The organism is Paenibacillus sp. BGI2013 (assembly GCF_002843485.1).
Classification (GTDB): domain Bacteria; phylum Bacillota; class Bacilli; order Paenibacillales; family Paenibacillaceae; genus Paenibacillus; species Paenibacillus amylolyticus.
Window position 1 is genome coordinate 104,129 of the sequence record NZ_PJFA01000007.1, and the last position, 25,531, is coordinate 129,659.

The 25,531-nt window shown below is 46.0% G+C and carries 15 protein-coding genes; 12 read left to right on the forward strand and 3 right to left on the reverse strand.

Features of this window, described 5'->3' with window-relative positions:
• Positions 1 to 279 precede the first annotated feature (279 nt).
• Positions 280 to 1,815: a replication initiation and membrane attachment family protein gene (locus CXK86_RS18525; RefSeq protein WP_101314225.1), complete on the forward strand. Its 1,536-nt coding sequence runs from the start codon at positions 280 to 282 to the stop codon at positions 1,813 to 1,815.
• 109 nt (positions 1,816 to 1,924) lie between these two features.
• Here the strand turns inward: CXK86_RS18525 and CXK86_RS18530 are convergent, their stop codons facing one another.
• Complete coding sequence (locus tag CXK86_RS18530; RefSeq protein WP_047841287.1) at positions 1,925 to 2,743, reverse strand: hypothetical protein; 819 nt, start codon at positions 2,741 to 2,743, stop codon at positions 1,925 to 1,927.
• A 254-nt stretch (positions 2,744 to 2,997) separates the two neighbouring features.
• On the opposite strand from CXK86_RS18530, the gene CXK86_RS18535 reads away from it, so the two are divergent.
• Together CXK86_RS18535 and CXK86_RS18540 are read left to right on the forward strand one after the other, a co-directional pair.
• Positions 2,998 to 4,221, forward strand: a complete 1,224-nt coding sequence (locus CXK86_RS18535) for an RNA polymerase sigma factor (RefSeq protein ID WP_047841286.1) — start codon at positions 2,998 to 3,000, stop codon at positions 4,219 to 4,221.
• Between the two features lie 174 nt (positions 4,222 to 4,395).
• Positions 4,396 to 5,061, forward strand: coding sequence for a Type 1 glutamine amidotransferase-like domain-containing protein (locus CXK86_RS18540; protein ID WP_076253236.1), 666 nt, complete (start codon positions 4,396 to 4,398; stop codon positions 5,059 to 5,061).
• Between the two features lie 490 nt (positions 5,062 to 5,551).
• Here CXK86_RS18540 and CXK86_RS18545 read toward each other — a convergent pair whose 3' ends face one another.
• A complete protein-coding gene (locus CXK86_RS18545; protein ID WP_076253237.1) occupies positions 5,552 to 7,198 on the reverse strand; it encodes an RNA polymerase sigma factor in 1,647 nt (548 codons plus the stop codon).
• A gap of 665 nt (positions 7,199 to 7,863) precedes the next feature.
• Here CXK86_RS18545 and CXK86_RS18550 point away from each other — a divergent pair.
• Positions 7,864 to 8,448: an AMP-binding protein gene (locus tag CXK86_RS18550; RefSeq protein ID WP_076253238.1), complete on the forward strand. Its 585-nt coding sequence runs from the start codon at positions 7,864 to 7,866 to the stop codon at positions 8,446 to 8,448.
• Positions 8,345 to 9,430, forward strand: a complete 1,086-nt coding sequence (locus tag CXK86_RS18555; protein ID WP_256720146.1) for a class I adenylate-forming enzyme family protein — start codon at positions 8,345 to 8,347, stop codon at positions 9,428 to 9,430. Before CXK86_RS18550 ends, CXK86_RS18555 begins: the two co-directional genes overlap by 104 nt.
• 144 nt (positions 9,431 to 9,574) lie before the next feature.
• On the opposite strand, the gene CXK86_RS18560 is transcribed toward CXK86_RS18555, so the two are convergent.
• Positions 9,575 to 12,397 (reverse strand): endo-beta-N-acetylglucosaminidase, encoded by a 2,823-nt coding sequence (locus CXK86_RS18560; protein WP_076253240.1) that lies wholly within the window; start codon positions 12,395 to 12,397, stop codon positions 9,575 to 9,577.
• Between the two features lie 212 nt (positions 12,398 to 12,609).
• Between CXK86_RS18560 and CXK86_RS18565 the strand changes: the two genes are divergently transcribed.
• From CXK86_RS18565 to CXK86_RS18595, 7 genes are all read left to right on the forward strand, one after another.
• Positions 12,610 to 14,439, forward strand: a complete 1,830-nt coding sequence (locus CXK86_RS18565) for a sensor histidine kinase (RefSeq protein WP_076253241.1) — start codon at positions 12,610 to 12,612, stop codon at positions 14,437 to 14,439.
• 1 nt (position 14,440) lies between these two features.
• Entirely contained in the window at positions 14,441 to 15,955 is a 1,515-nt protein-coding gene (locus tag CXK86_RS18570) for a response regulator transcription factor (RefSeq protein WP_076253242.1), read from the forward strand.
• A gap of 281 nt (positions 15,956 to 16,236) precedes the next feature.
• The gene (locus CXK86_RS18575; protein ID WP_036605779.1) at positions 16,237 to 17,709 is read left to right on the forward strand and encodes an ABC transporter substrate-binding protein; all 1,473 of its coding nucleotides are present in this window, start codon (positions 16,237 to 16,239) and stop codon (positions 17,707 to 17,709) included.
• A gap of 77 nt (positions 17,710 to 17,786) precedes the next feature.
• Complete coding sequence (locus CXK86_RS18580) at positions 17,787 to 18,716, forward strand: ABC transporter permease (protein ID WP_036605780.1); 930 nt, start codon at positions 17,787 to 17,789, stop codon at positions 18,714 to 18,716.
• Between the two features lie 23 nt (positions 18,717 to 18,739).
• On the forward strand, positions 18,740 to 19,660 hold the full coding sequence (locus CXK86_RS18585) for a carbohydrate ABC transporter permease (protein ID WP_036605781.1): 921 nt from the start codon (positions 18,740 to 18,742) through the stop codon (positions 19,658 to 19,660).
• Between the two features lie 36 nt (positions 19,661 to 19,696).
• Positions 19,697 to 22,051, forward strand: coding sequence for a glycoside hydrolase family 3 N-terminal domain-containing protein (locus CXK86_RS18590; RefSeq protein WP_076253243.1), 2,355 nt, complete (start codon positions 19,697 to 19,699; stop codon positions 22,049 to 22,051).
• A 4-nt stretch (positions 22,052 to 22,055) separates the two neighbouring features.
• Entirely contained in the window at positions 22,056 to 25,262 is a 3,207-nt protein-coding gene (locus CXK86_RS18595) for an alpha-mannosidase (protein ID WP_076253244.1), read from the forward strand.
• Positions 25,263 to 25,531 lie beyond the last annotated feature (269 nt).

Sequence of the window (25,531 nt, forward strand, 5' to 3'; positions counted from 1 at the left end):
ATTATAAGGATTATTGTACACTTGTACTTCATATACATCTGGAGAACATTCTCTTTAGATATTCACTTGTATTTTGCTGCTAGAGCTTTTATAGTATTCTAGCGACTCTCGACATTTTATTTTAGAAATTTGCTGAATTCGGCGAAAACGTGAATGATGTCGACCTAGGACGAAACGGAACGAGAACAGGCCATCTTTTTACCTGTTTTTGAGCATTTGAGGATCAGACATTTATGATAGAATAGATAAACATACTTTTGGGGAGAAGGAGATCAGGCTATGCGCATGAAGAATCTGCACCATTATACTGAACATCATCGCTACTGCGTATACAGGGAGTTTGGACTTAGCGCCCTGGATGACCGTATGCTTACAGGAGCATATCAGCCCATGGTAGGTGCTTTTGCGGTTGGCTTGTATCGGCTGTTGTTTCAGCATCTTCCCGGTGAACAGGTCGGTTATTCGCCGCTTGAACAGCAACGGAGGCTGTTCATGACGCTTGGCTTGGAGCCAAGTGAGAAAGGGCGCAAATATTTGTTAGAGCAGACATCCAAGCTTGAGGCAGTGGGGCTACTTCAGACTTCACGGCTATATATACCGGAAAATGATGATTACATCTACGAATATGAGCTGCAACCGCCGCTCTCTCCGGCAGAGTTTTTCCGGACACAGCATTTGACACTGCTGCTTCGTGACAAGATAGGCAAATTCGCCGTCCTTTCCCTGCGTTCGGGTTTCTCGGCAGTGGAAAATGGGGACGCGCCTTATCCGGCAGCCAATAAAGAGAATATTTCCGTTCCCTTTTACGATATATTTGAATTGAATACCCATGTGATTGATTACGAGTTGGAGCAGGCTTTGTCGGAAGTATCAACTACGGCCCAGCGGACAGGCACGAATGATGCAGCGGAAGAAAATAGTTTGAACTATGCCGACATTATTTTGCGTTTTCCACGGGAGTCGGTCAATCGTCGTCATGTAGAACAGCTGCGGTTCGATCATGAACAACTGGGCATTGTAAATTATGTAGTAAACAAGTTTAACCTCAGTGTGCAGGATGTATGCCGTCTGCTGGACGAAGATGATATCTTCAGTCCACAGGGCCAGCTGATTCTGGATGATCTTCAGCATAAGGCGAGCATGCAGTTCAGACAGACGAAGAAGCGTCATGAGCAACAGACTGTACAGGCGGCCAAGGTCGTGGCACTGAGACAGCATATGGAGGAGCCAGAGCGGAAAGAAGACTCCGGTGAACCACCTGTTGAGCATGGAGTACAGATGGAATACTACGTCGAAGTACCTCCACAATTTATGACCAAGTGTGATATTCATCAATATAATATGATGTTGCGCAATGAGCCATACACACGTCTGTTGCAGACGTTCTTCCCAGGTGCAGTACCGGACAATCTCATCGATATATTTGAGAAAATTGATCTGAGTTACAAGTTGCCGGGTGAAGTCATCAATGTATTGATTCATTATTTGATGGCATTACTTGTATCTGGCGGCGAGCAACGGATTAACCGTAACTTCGTTGAGGCCATTGCCTCCAACATGCTGCTCAAGCAGGTGAACTCATATGAGAAAGCTGTGCAATATATTCGTGATCAGGCCAAGGTCAAAGGCAAACAGGCTGCTGGTGCAGCTGGAACCCGTACCCGTACATACGGCAAAGGAACCAAAGCCAAGCCCGAAATTCCGATTGTACAAGACATAAGCACCGATGGGGACGCCGTATCCGAGCAAGAGTTCGAAGAGATGATGAGATTTGCCCAGCAGATGCAGGCGAGTAAGCAAAAAGGAACTTCTTAAATATTTTTAATAAAGCCAAAAAGACGAGTCCTCCGATTAATGGAGACTCGCCTTTTTGCTATATAAGTTGAACTGAAGCAACGTATTTTACGTTTAATCATTTTTTTTATTATTTTTTAGAATATTTATCTAATCTAAACCACTGCTGAAATTCTTTTTTTGTGATTTTTTTTACAGGCTTAACTTTTTTGCTTCCTGTATCGTATCTGAAAAGAATCCATTGATCTGAAGGATACTCACTAATATAATCAATATTTTTTCCGTTCTTATGCCATAAAATTAGACCTGTGCTAATATAGTTGGTTGCCCGAGGGAGATAAACAACGCTGTCTTTCTTAGTGTCGTATATTGCTAACGTGCTTTTATCCGTACTTCCATAAGAAAATGCAATAATGTCTTCTTTTGGTGACCAATTATATGATGAAAGGGTTTCTACATTTTGTTTACCTGCTTTTTCAAGACGTTCGTTTATAATCGTGTACTTTCCTGTTTTAAGGTTCATGAGAATGAGGTTGCTGCCAGCACTTTTTTCTACTTGGATAGTAATCCATTCATTCGATGGAGATACAGCAACACTAGTGATATCCAATAATTTAACTTCAAAATCTCCCGTTTGTAGGGTGTGCTTTTCTTTACCATGAGTAACTACAATGGTGTCAATGATGTTTTGCTCGAAATCAGCAGCAGCATCTTGCTTTAAGGTGTTCGCGGTTATCGTGATGTCGTCGCCTCTCCAGACAATTTTGTTTGAGCCTTTTGTTTTTTCAAACTTAGATATACTCTGGTATGTCGAAGAGTTCACAGATGTTGAGTTAGCAACAATATGTGCTATTTTATCTGAAGTATGAAGTGAAGATGATGCAGTTGATAACGTGCCTAAGCTACCTAAAACAATGACGCTTGATAATAAAACATTAGTGTATTTCATTATTATCTCTCCTTCATTTTGGGAAGGCGGTTACATAATGTGATTCCCTCCAGATATATTCCATTCTTTTCTTATGATTACTCATTTGTAAAGATATAAAATCATAGAGAATTATGAAGTGAGATTTCAAAAAGGGTGATTAGTCCTGTAAGTAACAAACCTGAAAGATTGAATACATATTTATTTTATATTTATGTGGCCTTCTGACTCTCTCTGGTGTCTAATTCATTGTAAATCAAGAGGAGGTTCTTACCATGTCAGGAGCTCATGACACAAAACCTGTTTATCCGGATAAACAGGAAAGTATCACTAACTTTGAGAACACTTATGAGCTGTATCGTCAAAGAATTTGCAACTACTTTTCCCTGAAATTGAACCCGATGGTTGCAGATGATTTGACTCAACAGGTGTTTTTAAAAGCAGTCGAGAATCTTCACCGATTCCAAGGGAAATCAAATTTATTTACATGGATATTCAAGATTGCTCAGAATACAGTGAAAAACGAATATCGAAGATTATCGCGAAAAAAAGAAACGCCGTTTGATTTTACGGGATATGAATCACAGTCGATCTCCCTTGAATTTACGAAGTATGTTGATTTTCGAATTGATATCGGAGTTGCGCTGAAAAAGTTAAATGAAACCGACCAGGAAATCATTGCATTACGCTTTTTTGTGGACTGCACATTGCTTGAAATTTCTAAGATTGTAGGGATGCGTGAGAGTGCAGTAAAGAACAGGCTCTATAGAGCTTTGGAAAAACTTAAAAAGGAACTGAAAGAATGGGGAGGCGTTACGATCATGTCTATTCAAGATGTGATTTCAATTGTTAATAAGGGTGAAAACGAGGGATTGAACAATACGCCTAATAAAGTACACCATGATTTGTTCAATGAACTAAGTGATCATATTGAACGAATCTCGTTAAAGTACAATTATCATCCATCGCGAAAAGTAACGATTGAAGTATATCCTGATATGCCATCGTTTCACCAAGCGGTCGGAGAAGCAGATGCTCCGAATTGGTTCATGGGTACCTATGAAGGGAGTATTCTTAAAATTGTATCTCCATTAAATCCAGGACCGGAGCATACCTATCAATCGATTCTTAAAGGTACGGTTCACTTGTTCACCATGTGGCTAATAAGTGAAATCAATCCGAAGGCTCCGAAATGGATAAGGCAAGGAATTGGTGGATATGAAGCCAAGCTGATGACTCAGGACTATATTGAAGGTACAACAGAAGAGGCTATCCACAATCTAGAGATCCCAACGTTCGAACAATTAGATAATGATACCTGGGATTTCGAAACGATGAAGGGTTTTCAGTTTTCGTTCCTATTTGTGGAGTTTGTTGTTCAACAATATGGAATAGACCAGTTAAACAAATTGATCCGTAACCCCCAGGATTTTAATGGTATCTTTCAATGTTCCGAGAAAGAATTACATCAGAAGATGGTAGAATTTATAAGTAAGTAACCCATACAAAAATGTATGTTGCCCGGGGGGAAGAACCGGGCTTTTTTTAACGTGGTTAGAGTTATGGTAAAGGTACTATCAATAAATTGGGTTATTTTGTATAATGCATATAAAAAGAGGTTGTCTATGAATCCTATGGATGAATGTAAATAATACATATGGAGGTAATTAAGTTTGAAAACTCACTACTATTTCAGTTGGTTTAATCATTTTTTTCCTGAGAAGCTGGTCCATTATTTGCAGGAGGATATACAAGACAGAAAATCGCTTGTTATGATTAGTGCTAAACCGTCTGGTTATAAAGATGAGCAAGTTAACTTTGATGATATTTCTGAATGGACATGGTTGAATCAGGCTAATATTATTTTTGATGAATATCATTTCATTGATTACCGTATGCAGAAAGAAGATGCTCAGCGATTCATTCAGAACGCTTCTGTCATTTTTTTATGCGGTGGATATCCTGTTCTGCAGAACGAATTTTTGACGGAATATGAATTATCGGATGTTATTAAGAATAGCAATGCCATTATAATGGGTGCCAGCGCCGGTGCGTTAAACATGGCTGCAAAATGGTTAAGCTTGAATAACACTGATGAAGTTGAAACAAGTACTATTTATGATGGTATTGGCTTTGATCATTTTGCCTACGAATCTCATTCTCAACGCGATTACGCAACGTTTGTTCAAGGTTACCTGTTCCCCTTGTCTGAAGAGATTGATATTTATGCAGCAGAACAGGAGAGCGCTATACGTGTAAAGGACGGCAAAATAGAAATAATGGGACCTGTATATTTAATTTCCCACTCAAAGATTCAGAAGTTGGTTGAGACGCTCTAATTAGGGTGAGTGGCTGTGACCTTACATAAGTAATTCCTTTTGATGTATAAAATCATGGCTAACAGGCGAATCATCTCAGGTCTCCTTTCTATAATTGGAATACTGTTTGTAAACAGATGCAATCTTAATATTCCTAGGGCCTATAGTCGGCAGGTATCAAAGTAATCAGTTGATTATTTCAACTAGTGGACTGACAACAGGGATCGTTATCCTTATTGGTATACCTTTGGGGACGGTAGAGAACACGAAAATTATACTAGGATGATGAGCTCCTCATTAAGCTAACGGGAAACGTTATACGATTGCGATTAAAAACTACCCATGACGCACATGCGTCATGGGTAGTTTTTAATCATTTCCATACGTTCAGGAGGGGGCCGTGTGAAATAGCGATGTCCTAATCACTTCGTTGGACAGGACAGACAAAGTTTTGTGTAAAAATGGCCACCGTCCGGGAACGACTATCCTTCGTATACATTTCCGAACCGACTTACTTGACCGGCCCCATCCAGGTTGAAATCGTCTTCTGCTGGTGCGGCAACGGCGGTTTCAACTTCCCGTTATCGATCAAATGCTTCAAAATATAAGCGACAAGCCGGCCTCCGCCGGTGTTGCCTCTCACCATGTAAGCAAGTTGCGGCTCCAAATGCTTCGGCTGATTTTGCAGGAACAGCTTGAGCATTTTATCGTAGAGCTTGCCGACAGCAGGCGCATACAGAGCGGACAAATCCGGCATTGCCTTGTTCAACCGATCCAACGTTTGCGGAGAGTCGATCCAAACCGCATTGAACTTGTACCCCTCCTCCGTTTTGCGGATGTACCCCTTCTCCAGCAGGAACGAATATTGCTCGCTGTTCTCTTCGTTGTCGGGCAGTTCTCCTTGTTGGAACGCATGACAAATCTCGACATTCCGGTATTCCAGGGAACGCCAATCCACCTGGCGGTCGCTCCAGTACGTATTGAATTGCCACAAGTATAAGGGGCTGTCTTCGACGTAGCGGAGCGACGGACCGAAGGTGATGTAACTGCTCAAATCAAAACCCGGATCGGCATTGCTGCTCGTGTTCAACGCCGCATAGGCAATATACTGACCTCCGTCCTTTCGCATTGGTGCGACCGCATCGAAGTTGTCGCCCGCCGGCATGCTCCGCCAAGATTGCTCCTCGACGTTCTTGGGCAGCAAGGTCCAGAGCAGGAAGTTATAGTCGCCGTCCGGAACGTACACTCCGCTATCCTCGACTTGCCGGCGAACTTCCATTAACGCGTCGAAATGAACATCGGCCACTTCGGCGGCGCAATCTTGCCAGAATTGATGACCAGCTACGGCTAACTCGAAGAGGTCCCAGACGATGGTATTGCTTTGATATTTGCCGGGAGAGGTTTGGATGAGAAAATTGTAATCGGCCAGATGCCGGACTTCGCCTTCCAGCAAAGACGGCGGCATTCCGAGCTCCTCCGCGATTTGATGTACGGTACGCGCCTTATGATAAGCCGCGTAAACGATATTTTGCGCCAAGGCGCGTCCAAGAAAATCGTTGGTTTCGCCCAGGCTGCCGGCCGAACCGGAATGGCCCATTTCCCCCATGCTGATCGGATTGACACTTAAAGTTCCTGTTGCACGCATACGTTTCATCCCTTTCCGTAACTTCTTTTTGGCCTCGCTCAAATGCCACTTCACCGTGTTGACAGGAATGTTCAGAGCAATCGCGATATCGCCGATTTTAAGCTCGTCGTAGTAATGCATGACCACGATCCTGCGATGGATGTCGGACAGAAACGCGACTTCTCGGCGCAGCTCGCGGTAAGCTTCGGTTACCAGCAACCGGTCAAGCGGCTCTCGGGAAGGGGCGGCCGACAGTTCGGACATGCCGTTGATTTCGATCGCTTGGGGAGCGTGCGCACGCTTTTTCAACCAATTCACCCAAGTGTATCGGGCAACCGTCCAGACGTAAGCGTCAAGGCTTCTAATGTCCCGCACCCCGGAGAAGGATTTTAACAACTGCAACATAATCTCCTGAGCCAGATCCTCCGCCTCGGCCCGCTGCTTGACCCGGTTTAACGCAAAACCGAAAATCGGTTTGACATAGCTCCGAATTGCTTCCGCTGCTTCTTTTCCGTTTTTACCAATTGAATCCATCTTATGCCTCCATAGTTGCATCTGTAATTCCTGACAATTATATAGTGTGCCAGGCGAAATAAAGGTTGGGATTATTTTTTAAAAAATTTGGACGTCCTAACGGATCGCTCATACATGTATAATTACAAACATCAACATCATGAGTAGGTTATTTAAATGGTTAAAGAGACGTTATGAACTTTTTGTTAAACGAGATGAAGATTACTTTAGATGTAAAGGTCTCACTTTTAGTATATAAAGATACTTCTTTTCCGTTCAACTATGGGAGGATACAAACTAGGAGCACGAGCCGAAGTTCTTCTTCGGGTACTTGGGGTACTCCTTCGTTCCGTAGTTAACAGGAGTGGTCTCGATTAATTATTCAAATGCATAATTGAGGTGCATTAAACTAACGGGAAACTTTAGCTTAATGCTCAAAGAATCAACGTAATCAACGGCGGTTTACAACTAACGGATTTAAAAAGGAGCCCAATTTGATCTGCCTAATTAAGCTAGCAAGTAGGTTAACGGCAAGGATCGTCTATGGGCAGAACTGTAATATCAGGAGAATTTATGAGCTTAATAGGGGATGATGATTACTTATTATTCCAGATATATGCTACTCTCTTTTTATTCCATAGTTTTCTTAACGGAGAAATGGAAATTTAAATGTTGGGGGTAATTGCTTGCTTCTATCCGAACGATTGCCAATTGCAGCAAGTCTGTACCCTGAGGAACCTGCGTTAATGAGACATGGGCAAACGATGAGTTATGGGGAGCTTTACGGTCTGGTTGAAAGATTCAGTCATACCCTGTATGTTGAAGGACTCCGGGCCGGTGATCGTATTGCCCTTTTAGGTGATCCAGATCCCCAGCTCGTTGTTGCGTTTTATGCAGCAGTTGAGATTGGAGCTATACCGCTCGTGCCGTCTCCTTTACTAACAGTGACTGAACTCGCTGCGATATTTCAGGATGCAGAACCACATATGGTTATTCATGATGACCAACATGCTAAAGTAGCTATTGCCACGGTAAAGCTTCTTGGGTATTGTCCAAAACTGTTCACGATAGACGAAGAGCAGTTCGCTCGCTGCTCTTTTACAACAGGAACCCGCGTTCTCTCCAAAAGACCATTTCAAACGAAGTGTAGACGATACGGCAGTCCTGATTTATACGGGTGGGACAACTGGTCGGCCAAAAGGAGTAATGCATTCGCATCGTGGTATGGCTGCTTGGAATCAACTTACGCCTTCTGCAGGCTTCGGTCATGATCTCGGGCGTCGTGTGTTAGTGCTCAACTTATCCCATTTGGTGGGTCAGTTCCAGCTGTGGGCGACCATGGCTGCTGGAGGCTGTCTTGTATTCCTAGACGAATACCCAGCGGATGTACACCGCATTATGGAAGCTATTGAACGTGATCAGATTACACAACTCAGCACAGTAGGCCAACTGCTTCGTGATCTTACCCGCGAGGCATCCGTAGGAGGTAGAAACTTGAAGAGCCTATCGCTTATTGGTTGCGGAGGGTCCATCATTTCCCCGGATACACTACAGGAGGTCGTATCGCAATTTCCTGAAGTTATCATTGTGAACAACTACTCACAAGCGGAATGTGGAATGTCCATAAGCCGCCTTTTTCCTGCTCAGCATATGGGCGATCCTCATCGCCTTCGATCCGTAGGTCGTCCTGCTGACTTGGCTGCCCAAGGTGAGCAGGCCTTCGAAGTTCGGATAATAGATACGGACGGAAGTGAGACAGTTACGGGCGAGGCTGGAGAAATCGTTGTTCGGGGTGCACAGACCATGCTGGGGTATTGGCTCCAGTTGGAGGCTACTGCCGAGACCATGTCCGATGGCTGGATTCGAACTGGGGATGTCGGTTGTCTGGATGTCGAAGGTTATCTTTATGTGTTTGATCGCTTGAAGGATATGGTTATTGTGGGCGGTTCCAATGTGTTTTGCGCCGAAGTGGAGCATGTTATGGTGAGACATGAGTCGGTAAGCGAGGCGGCTATAATTGGACATCCTCTTCCTGACGAAGGCGAGGAACTCGTCGCTTTCATCGTGTTACGGGACGGTGAAAGTATGGATCTGACGCGGGTGCGGGCGTTTTGTGAGCCACACCTTGCTCCGTACAAATGGCCGACTCAACTGTTCATTGTGGATACTTTGCCGAGAACAGCCGTGGATAAAATAGATAAAAAGCAGTTGCGCAAGCATCTATCCTCAATTTCATCCGAAGGACTATGCTAACGGGAATGCTGTTTAATAGCTGTTGGATTGAATATTTATTGTTAAATCAACAAAAACAGCCCTTCAACTTCCTTTTGGAAGTGAAGGGCTGTACGTTTTTATCTCAACTGTTATGCAGGCGAGAACAAAAAATACTTTGCAGTATTATCTCAAAATCGTACTGACCTGATTGCCCGCATAATCCTCAATAACCAGCTTCAATGAGCTGTTGTTGGACGATGGCGTAAAGGTCAGTTCACTCAGCTTTGTTCTTCCCCGAATGATATACGGGAATTTCTGCGAAACGTAAGTGACTCCGAACTCGCGTGGTACCCCATTTTCATATACATAGATCTTATACCAGTCCTCCAGATCCGGGAGGGCTAATGTGTACTTTCCATCTTTTACCGTGACCTTTTCCTTGGCGTATGGTGTAATCTGAAGATCTGCGAGCTGTCCGGTATGGGTTACCGGGTTCTGCCCGCCAATGGCGATGTTCAGCACGTAATGTTCACCATTGGTCGGAAGTCCGGTCAGGACGGCAGACTGTTTTCCTTTTTTAACCTGAAGTGACTTGGTGAATGGTTCTTTCGTGTATTCAGTTTCTAGTGTAAGCTGAATCGATTCGTTGCCTTTATCTTTGTCTTTATTTTTATCCTTGTCTTTACCGGTATTCTTATCTTTGTCTTTGCCCGAATCTTTTGCTTTTTTCGGGTTTTTCCAGCTTACGATGGCATCGCCATTCTTTTTGAATTTCACATCGATATTCTGAATGGCTGCATTCAGATCGTAAGGCAGGACGTTTGCTTCACTTTCGGTACCATCTGCACCAACAGCACGAATGGACAGTTCACCAGAAGGCTGTTTTAGCGATTTGATATAAAAAGTGGAATCATACACGCCGCCTACATAGGCGCCATTTTCATATAAATTGTATTGTTTGACCTCTGAATAGTCCTTCATGTCCCATGCAACAACCAGTTCGTCGGTGTTGGTCAGTGCCTTGGCAATATGGAATCCTGTCGGTGCATCCGGTACAGCCGCTGAACCGTCGAACATGCGGATCTCGCCAATATTCATCTGGTAATTCTCAATCGCTTTGCCATTCGGGTCAAAAGATAACCCCATAGCGGCAATGGTTTTTCCATGATAGGCGCTCAAATCCAGCGAAGTTGTCTTCCAGCCTTCCGTTTGCTGGCCTGACTGAGGCACTTCCACATTGACCACGTTGGATGGATCATCTTCGAAGATCAGCCCAACATGTAGGGAAGAAGCATCGCTGGTAGACGGTTTGTTATACGTCAGCTCCAGTTTCGATTGTCCGTTGACGGACAGGTCGGTTTTGTAGAGGCGAAGGAAGTTCTCCGCGTTCAGTGTACCGTTCACCACGAGAGAGCTGCCGCCATTAAACGCGCCAATGGAGTCATAGTTGTACCGTGCGCCTTTCTCGTAAGAGGGACCGTAGTCAAAATCAACACTGAGCTTGTCGCCTTCGCTATCCATCCACCATTGCCAAGTGACAGGGATATCCTGAATGTTGATATTGGACCATTCTTTATCGTTCGAGACAGCACCGTCTTCATAATATTTCAGACCGTGCCCCGTATTGAAACTGGTTGCAAAATTGGAGCCGTTGATGACGGATCGCTCGGTAAGATAAGCGGCAATTCCATCCCAATTTGCACCGGAAGCATACACATCCGACAGATCGGCAGACGCATTACGACGTGCATCTGTCGGGTCTTGATTTGGACCAGACCACCAGGCACGATCACGTACAAAGGTCATCCACTGGTACTCATCTTCCGCACGATGATTGGTGCTGCCATCGCCCATCTCTTCATCCAGGGCGTTGTGGGTGAAGTCGGCACCCAGTGTCGCAATGCTATTCATCGGTTGACCGTTCTCATCCAGGTTATGGCGCAGGTCATAGGATTGCTTCCAGCGGCCGAATTTGTCATGTCCACCTTCGACACCAGCAAATACGGTTTCCAGTGGATCCAGTCCCAAGCTAAGGGCATGATCACGGGAATCGCGGAGCATCTTGTGGTTCCACACATAGTTCAGGAAGATGGAATCCGAGACTCTGCCGAGAACGGAATCCTGTACAAACGGGCTATTAAGCCCATTAAATTGGTTCTGGTATTGAATTTTACCTGTTGTATTGATGGTAGAATCATACCACTGAACGTACAGGCCTTTATCTCTTAGATATTTCATGAATTTCTTGTAGGAAGCGATATCTTCCGGGGCTACACCCCGGGCAACTTCTTCCTGATTGAAGAAATATCCATCGTAGTTGTAGTATTCTGCCATCTCGGCCAGTTTCTCGGCCACAGGGAAATTACCGTTTTCATCCTGGATCAGCATTTGTTTATAGGTTTGTGGCCCGCGGTCATTGTCCGAGAAAAAGATGTTAGCAATGGACTTAACGCCATTTTTGTGGGCTGCATTGGTGTAGGCCGGATTCGGAATGTTCAAAATGCCAAACTCGAAGTATTTCTCCGTCCACTCTTTACTCGGATCGTATAGCTCCTCAGGTACTCCCGCAGAGGCCATGCCGTGCCAATAGCTGTAGTAGTCTGTATATTGCCAATAATTGAAGAGGTACTGGCTGAATTCATTGGTATAAGGTGTGCTATCGAAGAATGCATTGCCGTAATCACCACTCATTGTGAATAGCTGGGTGTCCGGGCTAAGCTCAGGATAAGCCTGTGTAGCAGCGAACGCTTCATTACGGGGCTGCAAGGGAACATGGGCACGAAGCAGGTCACCATGAATATCACTTTCCGGTGTCCAGTTCAGAATCTGGGCTGAGGTGTATCCGTGTTGATAGGGCTGATTCACCCCTTTGGCACTTTCACCGGTGTAGGGGAGCGTGTCTCCGGCATAAATGGATGATGCAACAACTTGTCCAAGCAGAGCCGTAGTCAGGACCATGGCAGTGACCTTGGGAATGATGCCTTTTGCTTTGAGTTTGCGTGTCATGCTGTTCCTCCTTCAAGTGGAATGAATGTAAGGTATTCTTTTACACAAAGCTAAACTTATGGTTAACGATAGTGGATGAAAGCGTTTTTAAATAGGGTGAAATTAAAGAAACACAGATATAAACTAAAGAAAAGTTGCAGGTGACAAGTTAATGTCAGAAGCCTGATGATATAATTCAAGTCAGGAAACCAGCATCGGAGGGAACATGCGAATTGAAAATTGTTAGCGTTTACAATAATTTCTTCAAAAATAATATGTTTATGAAAATGCTCCTGATCTTCTCGATGATATCGATTGTCACGATCATTACATTGTCTTATATCATCTTCCTGTCGGTGTCCGACTCCACGATTCGCCGGGAACTGGCGATCCAGAAAGCGGCGATGGAACATGTGGACCGGTACATTCATCGGCAGTATGAATCGGTACAAAACATGGTGAGGGATATGCATCAGAATGAGGCGCTGTCCGCTAACATTACTTATCTGATGAATCATTCGTACGCTGAATATGTTCAGCACATGACCAATGGATATTATGCTAATCAGGATGACTATTCGGCCGATGTATTGAAACATTTTCAGAACATTATGGATCGTAATTCGCAGATTAACCAACTCATGTTGTATAGCGCTGAGCAGCAGGATCTGTCTACCTTTAATCAACACAAGCAGTTCCGCAAGCTGGACGCCAATGTAGCTCATTCCTATATTCCGGACGTGATGGCGATGGAAACGCCCAATATCAGTGCACCCAACTACTGGATTCGCAAAGAGATTAATCAATGGGACCCTGCGCTCTACTCCATCCGCGTACCGATTAACAATACACAGACTCTTCGGAATCTGGGCCAATTTCTTGTCTTCTTTGACTCAGAAGGAATCGGTAATGCGCTGGATAACTACGAGAGTAATCTCAAGGGAGACATCGTGGTGTTATCGGCGAAAGGGACAGTGTTATTTGACTCCAACAATCATTATTACGGGAAGAAGTATCCCTACGTGAATGTGGCCGATTCCCTGTTTGATCAGACGGATATGGATTCAATGAAAAAGGAGCAGAACATGTACGTCAACAAGTTTGTCTCCGCCGATCAGGGGTATGTGGTCATTGGCACCGTTCCGGTAGAAGAGATGGCTGAAACCTATGCGGGCATTCGCAATACCATTATCTCGATCAGTATCGTATGTATTTTGTTTGCCGTGCTGGTTCCGGCATTTTTCATTATTAACTTTGCCAAACGAACCCGTCGAATTATCCGCTTCACCCAAAAAGTGAAATATGGAAATTTGACGGCTCGCATCGACGATCCGCGAGATGATGAACTGGGGCAGATCTCACATAGCTTCAACGACATGCTGGATGAGCTGAATCTGTATATTGAACGGGTCTACAAAGCCGAGATCAAACAGAAGGAGACCGAGCTGGTCGCATTACAGGCGCGCATCAACCCTCATTTTCTCTACAATACGCTTGAAGTGATTCGGATGAGGGCGATATCCCAAGGGGCGAGAGATGTTGGCGAGATGATCTATAGTTTATCCGTATTGTTCAAGAGCCTGGTACAGCAAAAGAAAAATTATACGCTGAAGGATGAGATGGAAGCTTGCCGCTTGTATCTGGAATTATTCCGAATCCGCTACAAGGATATTTTCATATATACGATCCAGATCGATGCTGCATATTATCAACACCCTGTGGTCAAACTTTCGCTGCAACCTATCATTGAGAATTATGTTGTACACGGCATTCAGACAGAACGTTCGGATAACCGATTATCCATTGTTGTGGAAGAGACAGATGATGTGGTGCAAGTGGAAGTCAAAGATAATGGCAAAGGCATTGATCCGGCACGCCTAACGGAAATCCTTGAAGAACTGGAACGTCCTGAAGAGTCTGGTCAGATGTTCGGGCTGCGCAGTGTCCATAGTCGATTGCGCTTCCTGTATGGGCCAGAGTTCGGTATCACCATAGAGAGCACCCTCGGAGAAGGAACACGAATCAGGGTGCGTTATCCACATACAGAAGGGACAGGTGTGTAATATGTACAAGGTGTTTATTGTGGACGATGAGCCATTCATCATTGAAGGTTTATACGATATTGTGGATTGGTCTTCATTTGGTATGGAAATTGTGAGCCATGCAGGTAATGGGCAAGCAGCGTTACAGGCGCTCTCTTCTCAGCCTGTGGACATTCTGATTACGGATATATCCATGCCACTCATGAATGGTCTCGATCTGATTCGGGAAGCAAGGCGAGTGCAACCTGAGCTTAAGGTCATTATCCTCAGTGGTTTCAATGAGTTCGAATATCTGAAGGAAGGCATGCAATTGGGGATCGAAAACTATCTGCTCAAACCGATTAATGTAGAGGAACTGGAATCCACGCTGAGCAACACGGCGTCCAAGCTGGATCATACGGTATCACCTCAAGCCGATGATGCGTATGGCATCCAGATTCTGAAAGATAACATTCTTCATCGATGGCTTACGGGACATATTGCAGCTACTGAATTTGAAGAACGTGCCCAGTTCATGAACCTTTCGCTGGATGCACCGGACGTTGCTGTGGCCATTCTGCGTGACAAAGGGCAAGTACCCGGCATGTTTGAACGTGTAGAAGAGATGCTGAGAGACAGACGCCATCTGAACGTATTTCATGATATCGATGGAGACATCGTCATTATTGCCAATATTCAGGGTACGAGTGACGAGGAACAGAAGTTGATGGATGGATTGCAGGCATTATCTGATGAGATAACCGTAACCCATCCGGCGGCACGCATTGGAGCAGGCAGATTGATGAAAGGGTTATACCATGCGCCGACCAGTTATGCGGAGGCCAAAAAAGCACTCCAGTATGTGATGATTTATCCCGACCTTAAAGTCATCGACCATGCCATGCTGGAAAGGTGCGGAAGTTCAACGGCGACCTTTTTCATTGAATGGAGGGAGTATGCCAAACTCATTCTATCCCGCAATACAGAACAACTTGCCGACCGGATTCGCATGGATTTTGAACAGCATCGCGATGGGCTTACACCTGGGGAGTTACAGAATACCGCACTGGAAGTTGTGATTCGCTTCAAAATGGAACTGGAGAGCATCAAACACTCGGATGAGTCTGCCATATACCAACAAGGGCTTCAACTTGTACTGGACAGTGGTACTTTTGATGAACTCGTGCGGGCGCTTCAGCAGGTTGGGTCGCAGACGATCCAATCCCTATTGCAGGATCTGAAAAATCCAATTGTGAACCAGGTGCTTCAGCATATCGACAAACACTACGCAGAAGAGCTCTCCTTGAAGCTGCTGGGTGCCCACTATCATCTGCATCCGGTCTATTTGGGACAATTGTTCCATAAGGAGACAGGGGAGACGTTTGCCGAATATATCAACAAATACCGGATTGAACGTGCGAAGGAGCAACTACGCAATTCCAATCTGAAGGTACATGAGATCGCCCGAAATGTGGGGTATTGGGAGACGGGGTATTTCTATAAACAGTTCCGCAAATATGTGGGGATTTCACCGACTGATTTCAAGGTGTTTGGTTAATTCGGTGACGGGTAGATCCAACCATGCGGACAGAGAGCCAAGAGACATATCGGGAACAGGAATGGCATGGTAGAAAATCATGGCATACGTTACCCGGCATGTCTCTTTCATGTAAGCGATTTATTTAAATAGGTACAAAAAAGTTGCCCAAGGACGATTTCTCTTTAATTTGTACCTCGAAAACTTAAGTTTATCTTCTTTTTGTAAATGCTTTCATTCGATAAGGTTAAAGCAGTTAGTAAGTAGAGCCTAAGGGAACACGAAAAGGGAGGATCAAAGAAATGAGTAAACAAAGAAAACGCTTCTCACTCGTTCTTGCATTGTTAATGGCCGTTACACTTGTTCTTAGTGCCTGTGGAGGAAGCAAAGATGCTTCAGAATCCGGGGGAGCTGGAGATGACGCGGTAGAGTTGATCTGGTATACCATTGGTACCCCTCAGAAAGACGTCAACAAAGTGATGGAAGAAGTGAGCAAGTATACCAAAGAGAAAATTAATGCCACGGTAACGATGAAGATGGTTGACTGGGGTGACTACCCGCAGAAAATGCAGGTTAACGTAGCATCCGGTGAGCCAATGGACATTCTGTTCACTTCTTCTGGTGGATTCGATTATGTACAAAATGCCAGAAAAGGTGCATTCCTTGAACTGGATGACCTGCTTGCTGAATACGGTCAGGATCTTACCAAGACCATTGATCCTGCATTCCTCAGCGGTTCCAAGGTAGATGGACACAATTACGGAATTCCAGCCAACAAAGAGTTGCCACAACAAGAGGTATGGCGCTTTAACCAAATGCTGGTTGATAAATACAAGTTGGACATCTCTGGCGTTCGTACGTTAGACAGTCTGGAGCCTCTGCTCAAAACAATTAAGGAAAACGAGGCGAGTGTAACACCATTTGCCATGGATAAAAACTATGTTCCTTACGTGCCTTATGACTATGTCATTCAGAATCTGCCAATGGCAATCAAGCTGGATACAACAGACTATAAGCTTGTAAACATACTGGAAACACCTGAAATGAAAGAAGCACTTACTACGATGCATAAATACTACAAGGCTGGTTATGTATCGGCAGAAGCGGCAACAACAGGTTCCACGAACGACCTGACAACATCGGGCAACTGGTTCCTGGATCGTGCACAGACTCAGCCGCTCGCGGACAATCAATGGTCTGCAAGTTACGGTTATCAAGTCGTTTCAACACCTGCAAGTGAAGCAATTATAACAAATACATCTGTACAAGGCTCCATTATGGCCATCTCGGCGAACTCGGAATATCCGGAGAAAGCGATGGAATTCCTGAACCTGCTGAATACAGATCCTGTGCTGCGTAATATGGTGGACTCCGGTATTGAGGGCACACACTACAAAAAAGTGGATGACACGCATATGGAAAATCTGCCTGAATCGAAAAACTACGATATGCCTTCATACTCCCTTGGGAACAACATGCTGCTCTATCTGAACAGCAATGACCCGGATAACAAATGGGATGAGTTCAAGAAGTTTAACGCTGAAGGTGTCAATTCCCCGATCCTCAGCTTTAACTTTGATGCAAGCAATGTATCGTCCGAACTGACGGCGGTACAGAACGTGAAAGAGCAATATTGGGCAGCACTGATGACAGGTACACTGGACCCGGCAGCCAATCTGGATCAAGTGATTGAGAAGTTCAATCAAGCCGGACTGGAGAAAGTAATGGCTGAAGCCCAAAGCCAGCTGGATGCCTGGAGAGCGGAAAACAAGTAACAGTACATCGTAAGGATCGGGCGGCTGCTTATCGCGTCCGGTCCTTTTTCATTCAAGCCTGAAGGAGGATCTCCACAATGACTACATTTTTGAAAAACCTGATTAGAAACCGAGTCATGCTGCTCATGGTGCTGCCAGGCGCCATCTGGTTCTTCTTCTTCTCCTACTTGCCACTCGTGGGTACAGTGGCTGCTTTCAAAGAATATCGGTTCAGCCGTGAAGGGTTCTGGGCAAGTCTGATGAAGAGTGAATGGGTTGGCTGGGACAATTTCAAATTCCTGTTCAGCACAAGTGACGCATGGCTCATTACACGCAACACCCTCTTTTATAACATCGCCATTATCTTCCTGGGACTGGTATTTGCTGTAGCATTGGCAATCCTGCTCTCGGAACTAGTGAATAAACGACTCGCCAAACTGTATCAAACCGGCATGTTTCTGCCGTATTTTCTCTCCTGGGTTATCGTTGGTTACTTCGCATTCAGCTTCTTGAGCATGGACCGCGGGATGTTGAATCAGATTATCGGCTGGTTTGGGATGGAACCAATTCAGTGGTACTCCGAGGCGAAATATTGGCCGTATATTCTGGTATTCGTAGCGTTATGGAAAACCATAGGTTATAGCAGTGTTGTCTATCTGGCTTCCATACTGGGGATTGATAAATCACTGTATGAAGCAGCCATGATTGATGGAGCAAGCAAATGGCAGCAGATTCGCAATATTACGATTCCGTTGCTGTCGCCCATCATCACGATTATGACCTTGCTGGCCGTAGGCCGCATTTTCTATGCCGACTTTGGACTCTTTTATCAGGTGCCAAGGGATTCGGGTACGCTTTATTCCGTGACCAATGTTATTGATACGTATGTATATCGAGGTTTGAAAACTAGTGGTGAGATCGGCATGAGTACAGCAGCGGGATTGTATCAATCCGTGGTGGGCTTTGTGCTTGTTATTATCTCCAACTATGTTGTTCGCAAAGTAGATAAAGACAGCAGCCTATTCTAGGACAGTGAAAGGAGTGAACCACTATGGCTCAAGCAGGGCTTGTTAAAAAACGCGACTTCCACCACGTATCCAACGGATGGAACGTGATCATGAACATTATCGCCGGTCTATTCGCTCTAATCTGTGTATTTCCTTTCATATTTGTAGTTATCATCTCGTTTACAGACGAGAAAGCACTGGCCCGTGATGGGTATCGTCTGATTCCGGCAGAATGGAGTCTCGCGGCATATCAGTTTGTCTGGCAGAGTGGGGACACGCTGCTGCGAGCGTATGGAGTTACCATTCTGGTGACGGTACTCGGTACCATTATCAGTTTGATTCTCATGTCACTGTATGCGTATGCGGTTTCCCGCAAGAGCTTCAGATATCGGAGATTTTTCTCCATCTTTGCAATTCTTACCATGCTGTTCAACGGCGGGATGATTCCAACCTATATGGTCGTATCCCAGCTGCTTGGGTTGAAAGATACGTTATGGGCACTGATTCTGCCGCTGGCGATGAACGCCTTCTATATTATGATCCTGCGTACATTCTACTCCACCAGTGTACCGGATGCAGTCATTGAATCGGCGAAGATTGATGGCGCCGGTGAGTTCTATACCTTTATGAAAATCGTGGTTCCACTCTCCTTGCCGGGACTGGCAACCATCGGGTTGTTCAGTACACTCGGTTACTGGAATGATTGGTTCAATGCGCTGTTATACATCGATAATCCGAATCTGGTACCACTGCAATCTATGTTAATGCGGATTGAGTCGAGTATCCAATTTATCCAGCAGAACTCTGCTAACAGTTCGATGAGTCTGGCAGCCATGCAGTCCATTCCGCAGGATACGTCCCGAATGGCGATGGTTGTGCTTGCTACGTTGCCGATTATATTCGCTTATCCGTTCTTCCAGCGTTATTTTGTACAGGGTCTGACGGTGGGCGCGGTCAAAGAATAACCGGATCACGTTATAGGATTGGAGAGATGCAGATTGATGACTTATAAGGACCAAAGCAAATCCGTAGAGGAACGGGTACAACACCTGCTTAGCCTGATGACTACGGAAGAAAAGGTAGGTCAACTTACGCAGCCATTTGGCTGGCAGACCTATACGAATGATCAAGGGAACATCACGTTAAACGAATCCTTTAAACAGCAAGTGGAAAATGGGGGCATCGGCTCCCTCTATGGTGCACTTCGCGCAGATCCGTGGACGGGCGTTACGCTGGAAAATGGACTATCCGCCAGAGAAGGCGCTGAGGCGGTCAATCTGATTCAACGTTATGCAATAGAACATTCCAGACTGGGGATTCCCATTCTGATCGGGGAAGAGTGCTCGCATGGTCATATGGCTATTGACGGAACGGTCTATCCTGTCCCTCTTTTACTGGGGAGCACCTGGAATGTGGATCTGTATCGGGAGATGTGCCGGGCAGTAGCACGGGAGACACGTGCTCAAGGTGGTGCGGTCACCTATTCTCCGGTACTGGATGTTGTGCGTGATCCGCGCTGGGGACGTACGGAGGAATGTTTCGGTGAAGATCCGTTTCTCATTGGAGAGCTGGCAGTTGCTTCCGTAGAAGGGCTTCAGGGTGAAAGTCTTGACCGTGGAGATACAGTAGCGGCAACGCTGAAACATTTTGTTGGTTATGGCAGCTCAGAAGGCGGACGTAATGCAGGGCCTGTACATATGGGCTGGCGCGAGCTGCTGGAAGTGGATCTCTATCCATTCCGCAAAGCGGTGGAAGCGGGCGCTGCGTCGATCATGCCAGCATATAACGAAATTGATGGCACGCCTTGCACCGTGAATACGGAATTGCTGGAAGATGTTTTGCGTAAGGATTGGGGCTTTGACGGTCTGGTCATTACGGATTGTGGTGCGATCAACATGCTAGCAAGTGGGCATGATGTCGCGGCAGATGGAATGGAAGCTTCCGTACAGGCGATTGAGGCAGGCATCGATATGGAAATGTCCGGTGAGATGTTTGGGCAATATCTGGTGCAGGCGGTGGCAGAAGGCAAACTTGATATGCAGGTTCTGGATCAGGCTACCTCTCGCGTGCTGGCCTTGAAGTTCAGACTGGGCTTATTCGAACATCCTTATGTGGATGCCGATCGGGCAGCAGAAGTAATTGGAAGTGAAGCGCATATTCAACTGGCACGCCAGTTGGCTGCGGAAGGGGTTGTACTTCTCAAAAATGAGGCTGACACGTTACCTCTCTCGTTAGCAAATGTGGGCCGGATTGCCGTGATCGGCCCAAATGCGGATCAGGCCTACAATCAACTGGGCGATTACACATCTCCGCAACCGAAGTCGAAAGTGGCGACGGTACTAGATGGGATTCGCATTAAGCTGGCTAATCATGTGGATGGGCAAACGGAGAAGAGTTCTGTTGGTGCTTTGACTGGTGACAGCAGTACAGATCAGGTTCTTTATGCACCAGGCTGCCGGATCAAAGGTGATTCGAAAGAAGGATTCGAGCGTGCGATCGAAGTTGCCAGTCAAGCGGATACGGTCATTATGGTGGTTGGCGGCTCAAGTGCACGTGACTTTGGAGAAGGAACAATTGATCTGAAGACGGGGGCTTCCAATGTGTCGGATAACTCCTGGAATGATATGGAGTGTGGCGAAGGGATCGACCGGATGACGTTGGATCTTGCCGGAGTACAGTTGGAACTTATTCAGGAGATTCACAAGCTCGGCAAAAAACTTGTCGTTGTTTACATTAATGGTCGTCCCATCACTGAACCTTGGGTGGATGAACATGCCGATGCAATTCTGGAGGCGTGGTATCCGGGTCAAGAGGGCGGTCGTGCCATTGCAGATATTTTATTCGGTGATGTGAATCCATCGGGTAAATTGACGATCTCCATTCCGAAGCATGTCGGTCAGTTACCGATCTACTATAACGGCAAACGGTCCCGAGGCAAAAGGTATTTGGAAGAGGATTTGGAGCCACGTTATGCATTTGGATACGGACTGAGTTATACCACATATGAGTACAGTGAACCGCAGTTGAGTGCTGCATCCATGACAGCTGGTGATATGGTTTCGGTATCGGTGAATGTGACCAACACTGGCCGTTATGCAGGTGCAGAAGTTGTACAGATGTACATCTCTGACATGGTCAGCTCACTAACTCGTCCGGCCAAGGAACTGAAGGGGTTTGCAAAAGTGAACCTGGAGCCAGGAGAGACACAGACCGTGGAATTCCGAATCGGAGCCGAGCAGCTGCAGTATATTGGTCGTGATTTGAAGCCTGTCGTTGAACCTGGACAATTCCATATTCATATCGGCAGCAGCGTAAACGATACGCAAATAGCCGAACTGACCGTAAGGGAGGCGTAAGACGATGGAACGTATCAGACGATTTATTCGCGAGTTGTCCGAACATCAGTGGCTGGAGCAAATACAGCTGCGCAGCTGGGGCATTACCCGCGCTTATTATAATGTGCCAGGACAGTATGAGGATCAGGGTGAGTACCCGGAAGGCCAAGATTTTGATCGTTTTCCGAGTAAACAGGGTACGACTTATTTCTTTAGAACACGTTTGGAGATTCCTGCTACATGGCAGCAAACACCTTATGGGCTTGTATTTGAGACAGGCGGAGAAGGCTTGCTTCGGGTAAATGGGCACTCTTATCAGGGTCTGGACCGCAATCATACCTACGTCACGCTTGATCCATCCAAAGTCGGAAACGCTCCAGAACTGGAGATCGAGATGTTTGATCCGGTACCTGAACCTGTAGACCCGTTGAATCAACAGGCGGTTATTCAGCCGCCAATCACATCAATTACGAGCTTGCTGGTGAGACCCAATGAAGCGGTTCGTAGTCTGATGTATACCGTCATTATTGTCCGTGATTCGGCTGTGTTGCTACCGGAAAGTGACTTTCGGCGGGTTCGCCTGTTAGAACTGGTGTATCGTGCGATGGATCAATTTGTAGGCATGTCAGCAGAAGAGATTGAGCAGGGAGAGGGTATTCGTCAGATTGAGAATAATCTGAAGCATCATGTGCGTGAGATTGGCGGAAACGCGGAAGGTCTGGAGCATATGGTGGGACAGTCCCATATTGATATTGCCTGGCTGTGGCCTGTACGTGAGACGGTACGCAAAACGAGCCGTACTTTCTCCACCGTGGATACACTCATGAATGAATATCCGGACTATGTTTATTCCCAGAGCCAACCCTTACTATATGCGTTTCTGAAGGAGCATGATCCCGAGCTGTACGCACGGGTGAAGCAGCGGATTGTAGAAGGCCGCTGGGAACTGGTTGGCGGCATGTGGGTTGAGCCGGATCTGAACATCCCAAGCGGGGAGTCCCTGATTCGCCAGATGTTATATGGTCAGCGTTTCTATATGGAGGAGTTTGGCAAGACATCACAGATTGAATGGTTGCCGGATACGTTTGGGTATTGTGCCTCCCTGCCACAGATTTTGAAGCATGGCAATGTGGAATATTTCATGACAACAAAGCTCGGATGGAACGACACAAATGTGTTTCCATACGATCTCTTCCACTGGGTGGGCATTGACGGCACACCGATCCTGTCCTACCTCAATCATGGTGTTAACGAGCATACGTTGCCGAAGGACATTCATGATCACTGGCAGTCCTACCGTGAGAAAGCGGCTCATCCGGAGCATATGCTTCTATACGGACACGGAGATGGCGGCGGTGGCGTAACACGCGAGATGCTGGAGTATGTGGATCGCGCAGACCTGATGGTAGGTCAGCCTGCGAGCCGATATAGCACAGCTGGAGCTTTCTTTGCCGGAATTGAAAAGGAGCAACCTGTACTTCCGAAGTGGCATGGCGATCTGTATCTGGAGTTACATCGGGGAACCTATACGACCCATGCGCGCAATAAGCGTAACAACCGGAAAGCGGAGGTTCTGTATCGAGAAGCTGAGCTGTGGAATACACTCGCTCTGCCAGATATGGAGGCAGATGCAGAAGCTGAAGTGCGTTCGAATCTGCATGAAGGCTGGAAATTAATTTTGCTGAATCAATTCCACGATATTATACCGGGATCGGCGATTACGGAGTCCTACGTCACTTCGAATGAGGAATATGTACAGGTATTTGAATTAGGCAGAACCGGACTGGATCAAGGCATTGCAGCATTGACAACGGGTATCAATACAGAGGGACCAGAAGGTTCAGTAGCCTATGTTGTATTCAACAGCCTGGGCTGGAAACGGAGTGCAGTCGTTCAACTTCCTGTGCAGGAGGGCTTGGATCGCTACGGCATCGATGAAGAAGACCAGCGCTTGCGGATGGATCGGGAGGATGGCAACATGTCTATTCTCGTGACAGACATTCCGGCGTTTGGATATAAGACGATTTGGCTGGTACCGGAAAATACAAGGGAAACGAATGTACGGGAAATGAAGAACCTTGCCGCACAAACAACCTTTAATGATACATGGGATACTGCCTTTTATCATGTGCAGTTCAACGAACGTGGGGAGATCACCCGTCTGTGGGATAAAACCGCAGAGCGTGAGATGCTGAAGCCGGGTGAACGAGGAAATCAACTTCACTTCTTCCACGATCGTCCAACGCTTTGGGATGCATGGGATATCGACAGTCGTTATGAAGAACAGATTGCTGGCGAAGTGGAACTTTTGGAGAAAAAGCTGGTGCTGGCGGGTTCAACGAAAGATGTCCTGCGCTTCCGCTGGAAGCTACATCAATCGGTGATTACACAAGATATCGTCTTTTATCATGACTCACGGCGAATTGATTTCCAGACACAGGTGAACTGGAACGAGAATCACAAACTTCTAAAAGTTGGTTTCCCGATTGATGTGGTGACCTCCAAGGCCACATTTGAAATTCCATTTGGCTCACTGGAACGCCCAACACATCGCAACACAAGCTGGGAACAAGCCCAGTATGAAGTCTGTGGACACCGCTTCGCGGATGTCTCCGAATATGGATACGGCGTGAGCATGCTCAACGACTGCAAGTACGGGTATGACGTGCAGGGCAGCACCATTCGTTTGTCCTTGCTGCGTGCACCGAAATGGCCTGATCGCACAGCCGATCTGGGAGAACATGAATTCACCTATTCCCTCTACCCTCACGACGGAGACTGGCGAACTGCACACACCGTACGTCAGGCTGCCGAGCTGAATCATGAGGTGACAGTACAGCAAGTGAAACAAGTGCAACAAAAGGGCCAGATACAACAAGAGCAGCAGATAGAGCAGGTGCAGCCAAGCACAGGGACTGGAGTCGATCCAATTGCAGATGCAACTGCAATTGCGGCACCTGTACGTCCAGCAACAGGCTCCTGGATTAACTTCAACAGTAGCCACGTGATTCTAGATACCGTCAAATTGGCAGAGGATGGGCACGGAACAGTCCTTCGTTTCTATGAATCATCAGGCAAACGCGAAAACATCACATTGCAATGGCCACATGCCTTTGAACAGGCGTATCACTCCAACGCACTGGAAGAACCGGTCCAACCACTGGCCCATACCAATGGCCAGATTACATTATCTTTTAAACCTTACCAAATACAAACCGTGTTACTGCGGTAAACCTTTTTGAAAATTTTTGAGCTATATATGTCCAGCTCTTTATTCACACGTTAACGGAGAGGACAGAAATAACCAGAAGAAGCGAAGCGTTCGCCTAAAAGCTTTCTGAAAGAAAGCTACATCGGAAGCATACGCTATCCCCAGATTTTACCCTTTAGAAAAGGGAATCAAAAAAATCTGGGGATAACAGCGATCGGAGGATATTTCTGACCGCGCAGTGGTCCCGTGTAAATTTTTTGTTTTATCCTGTATAGCTACACCATTCAATT

Bases quoted from the DNA above. Each gene is read 5' to 3' on its own strand.
- CXK86_RS18525 (WP_101314225.1), top strand. From the start codon at position 280: ATGCGCATGAAGAATCTGCACCATTATACTGAACATCATCGCTACTGC.
- CXK86_RS18530 (WP_047841287.1), bottom strand. From the start codon at position 2,743: ATGAAATACACTAATGTTTTATTATCAAGCGTCATTGTTTTAGGTAGC.
- CXK86_RS18535 (WP_047841286.1), top strand. From the start codon at position 2,998: ATGTCAGGAGCTCATGACACAAAACCTGTTTATCCGGATAAACAGGAA.
- CXK86_RS18545 (WP_076253237.1), bottom strand. From the start codon at position 7,198: ATGGATTCAATTGGTAAAAACGGAAAAGAAGCAGCGGAAGCAATTCGG.
- CXK86_RS18560 (WP_076253240.1), bottom strand. From the start codon at position 12,397: ATGACACGCAAACTCAAAGCAAAAGGCATCATTCCCAAGGTCACTGCC.
- CXK86_RS18570 (WP_076253242.1), top strand. From the start codon at position 14,441: ATGTACAAGGTGTTTATTGTGGACGATGAGCCATTCATCATTGAAGGT.
- CXK86_RS18575 (WP_036605779.1), top strand. From the start codon at position 16,237: ATGAGTAAACAAAGAAAACGCTTCTCACTCGTTCTTGCATTGTTAATG.
- CXK86_RS18580 (WP_036605780.1), top strand. From the start codon at position 17,787: ATGACTACATTTTTGAAAAACCTGATTAGAAACCGAGTCATGCTGCTC.
- CXK86_RS18585 (WP_036605781.1), top strand. From the start codon at position 18,740: ATGGCTCAAGCAGGGCTTGTTAAAAAACGCGACTTCCACCACGTATCC.
- CXK86_RS18590 (WP_076253243.1), top strand. From the start codon at position 19,697: ATGACTTATAAGGACCAAAGCAAATCCGTAGAGGAACGGGTACAACAC.
- CXK86_RS18595 (WP_076253244.1), top strand. From the start codon at position 22,056: ATGGAACGTATCAGACGATTTATTCGCGAGTTGTCCGAACATCAGTGG.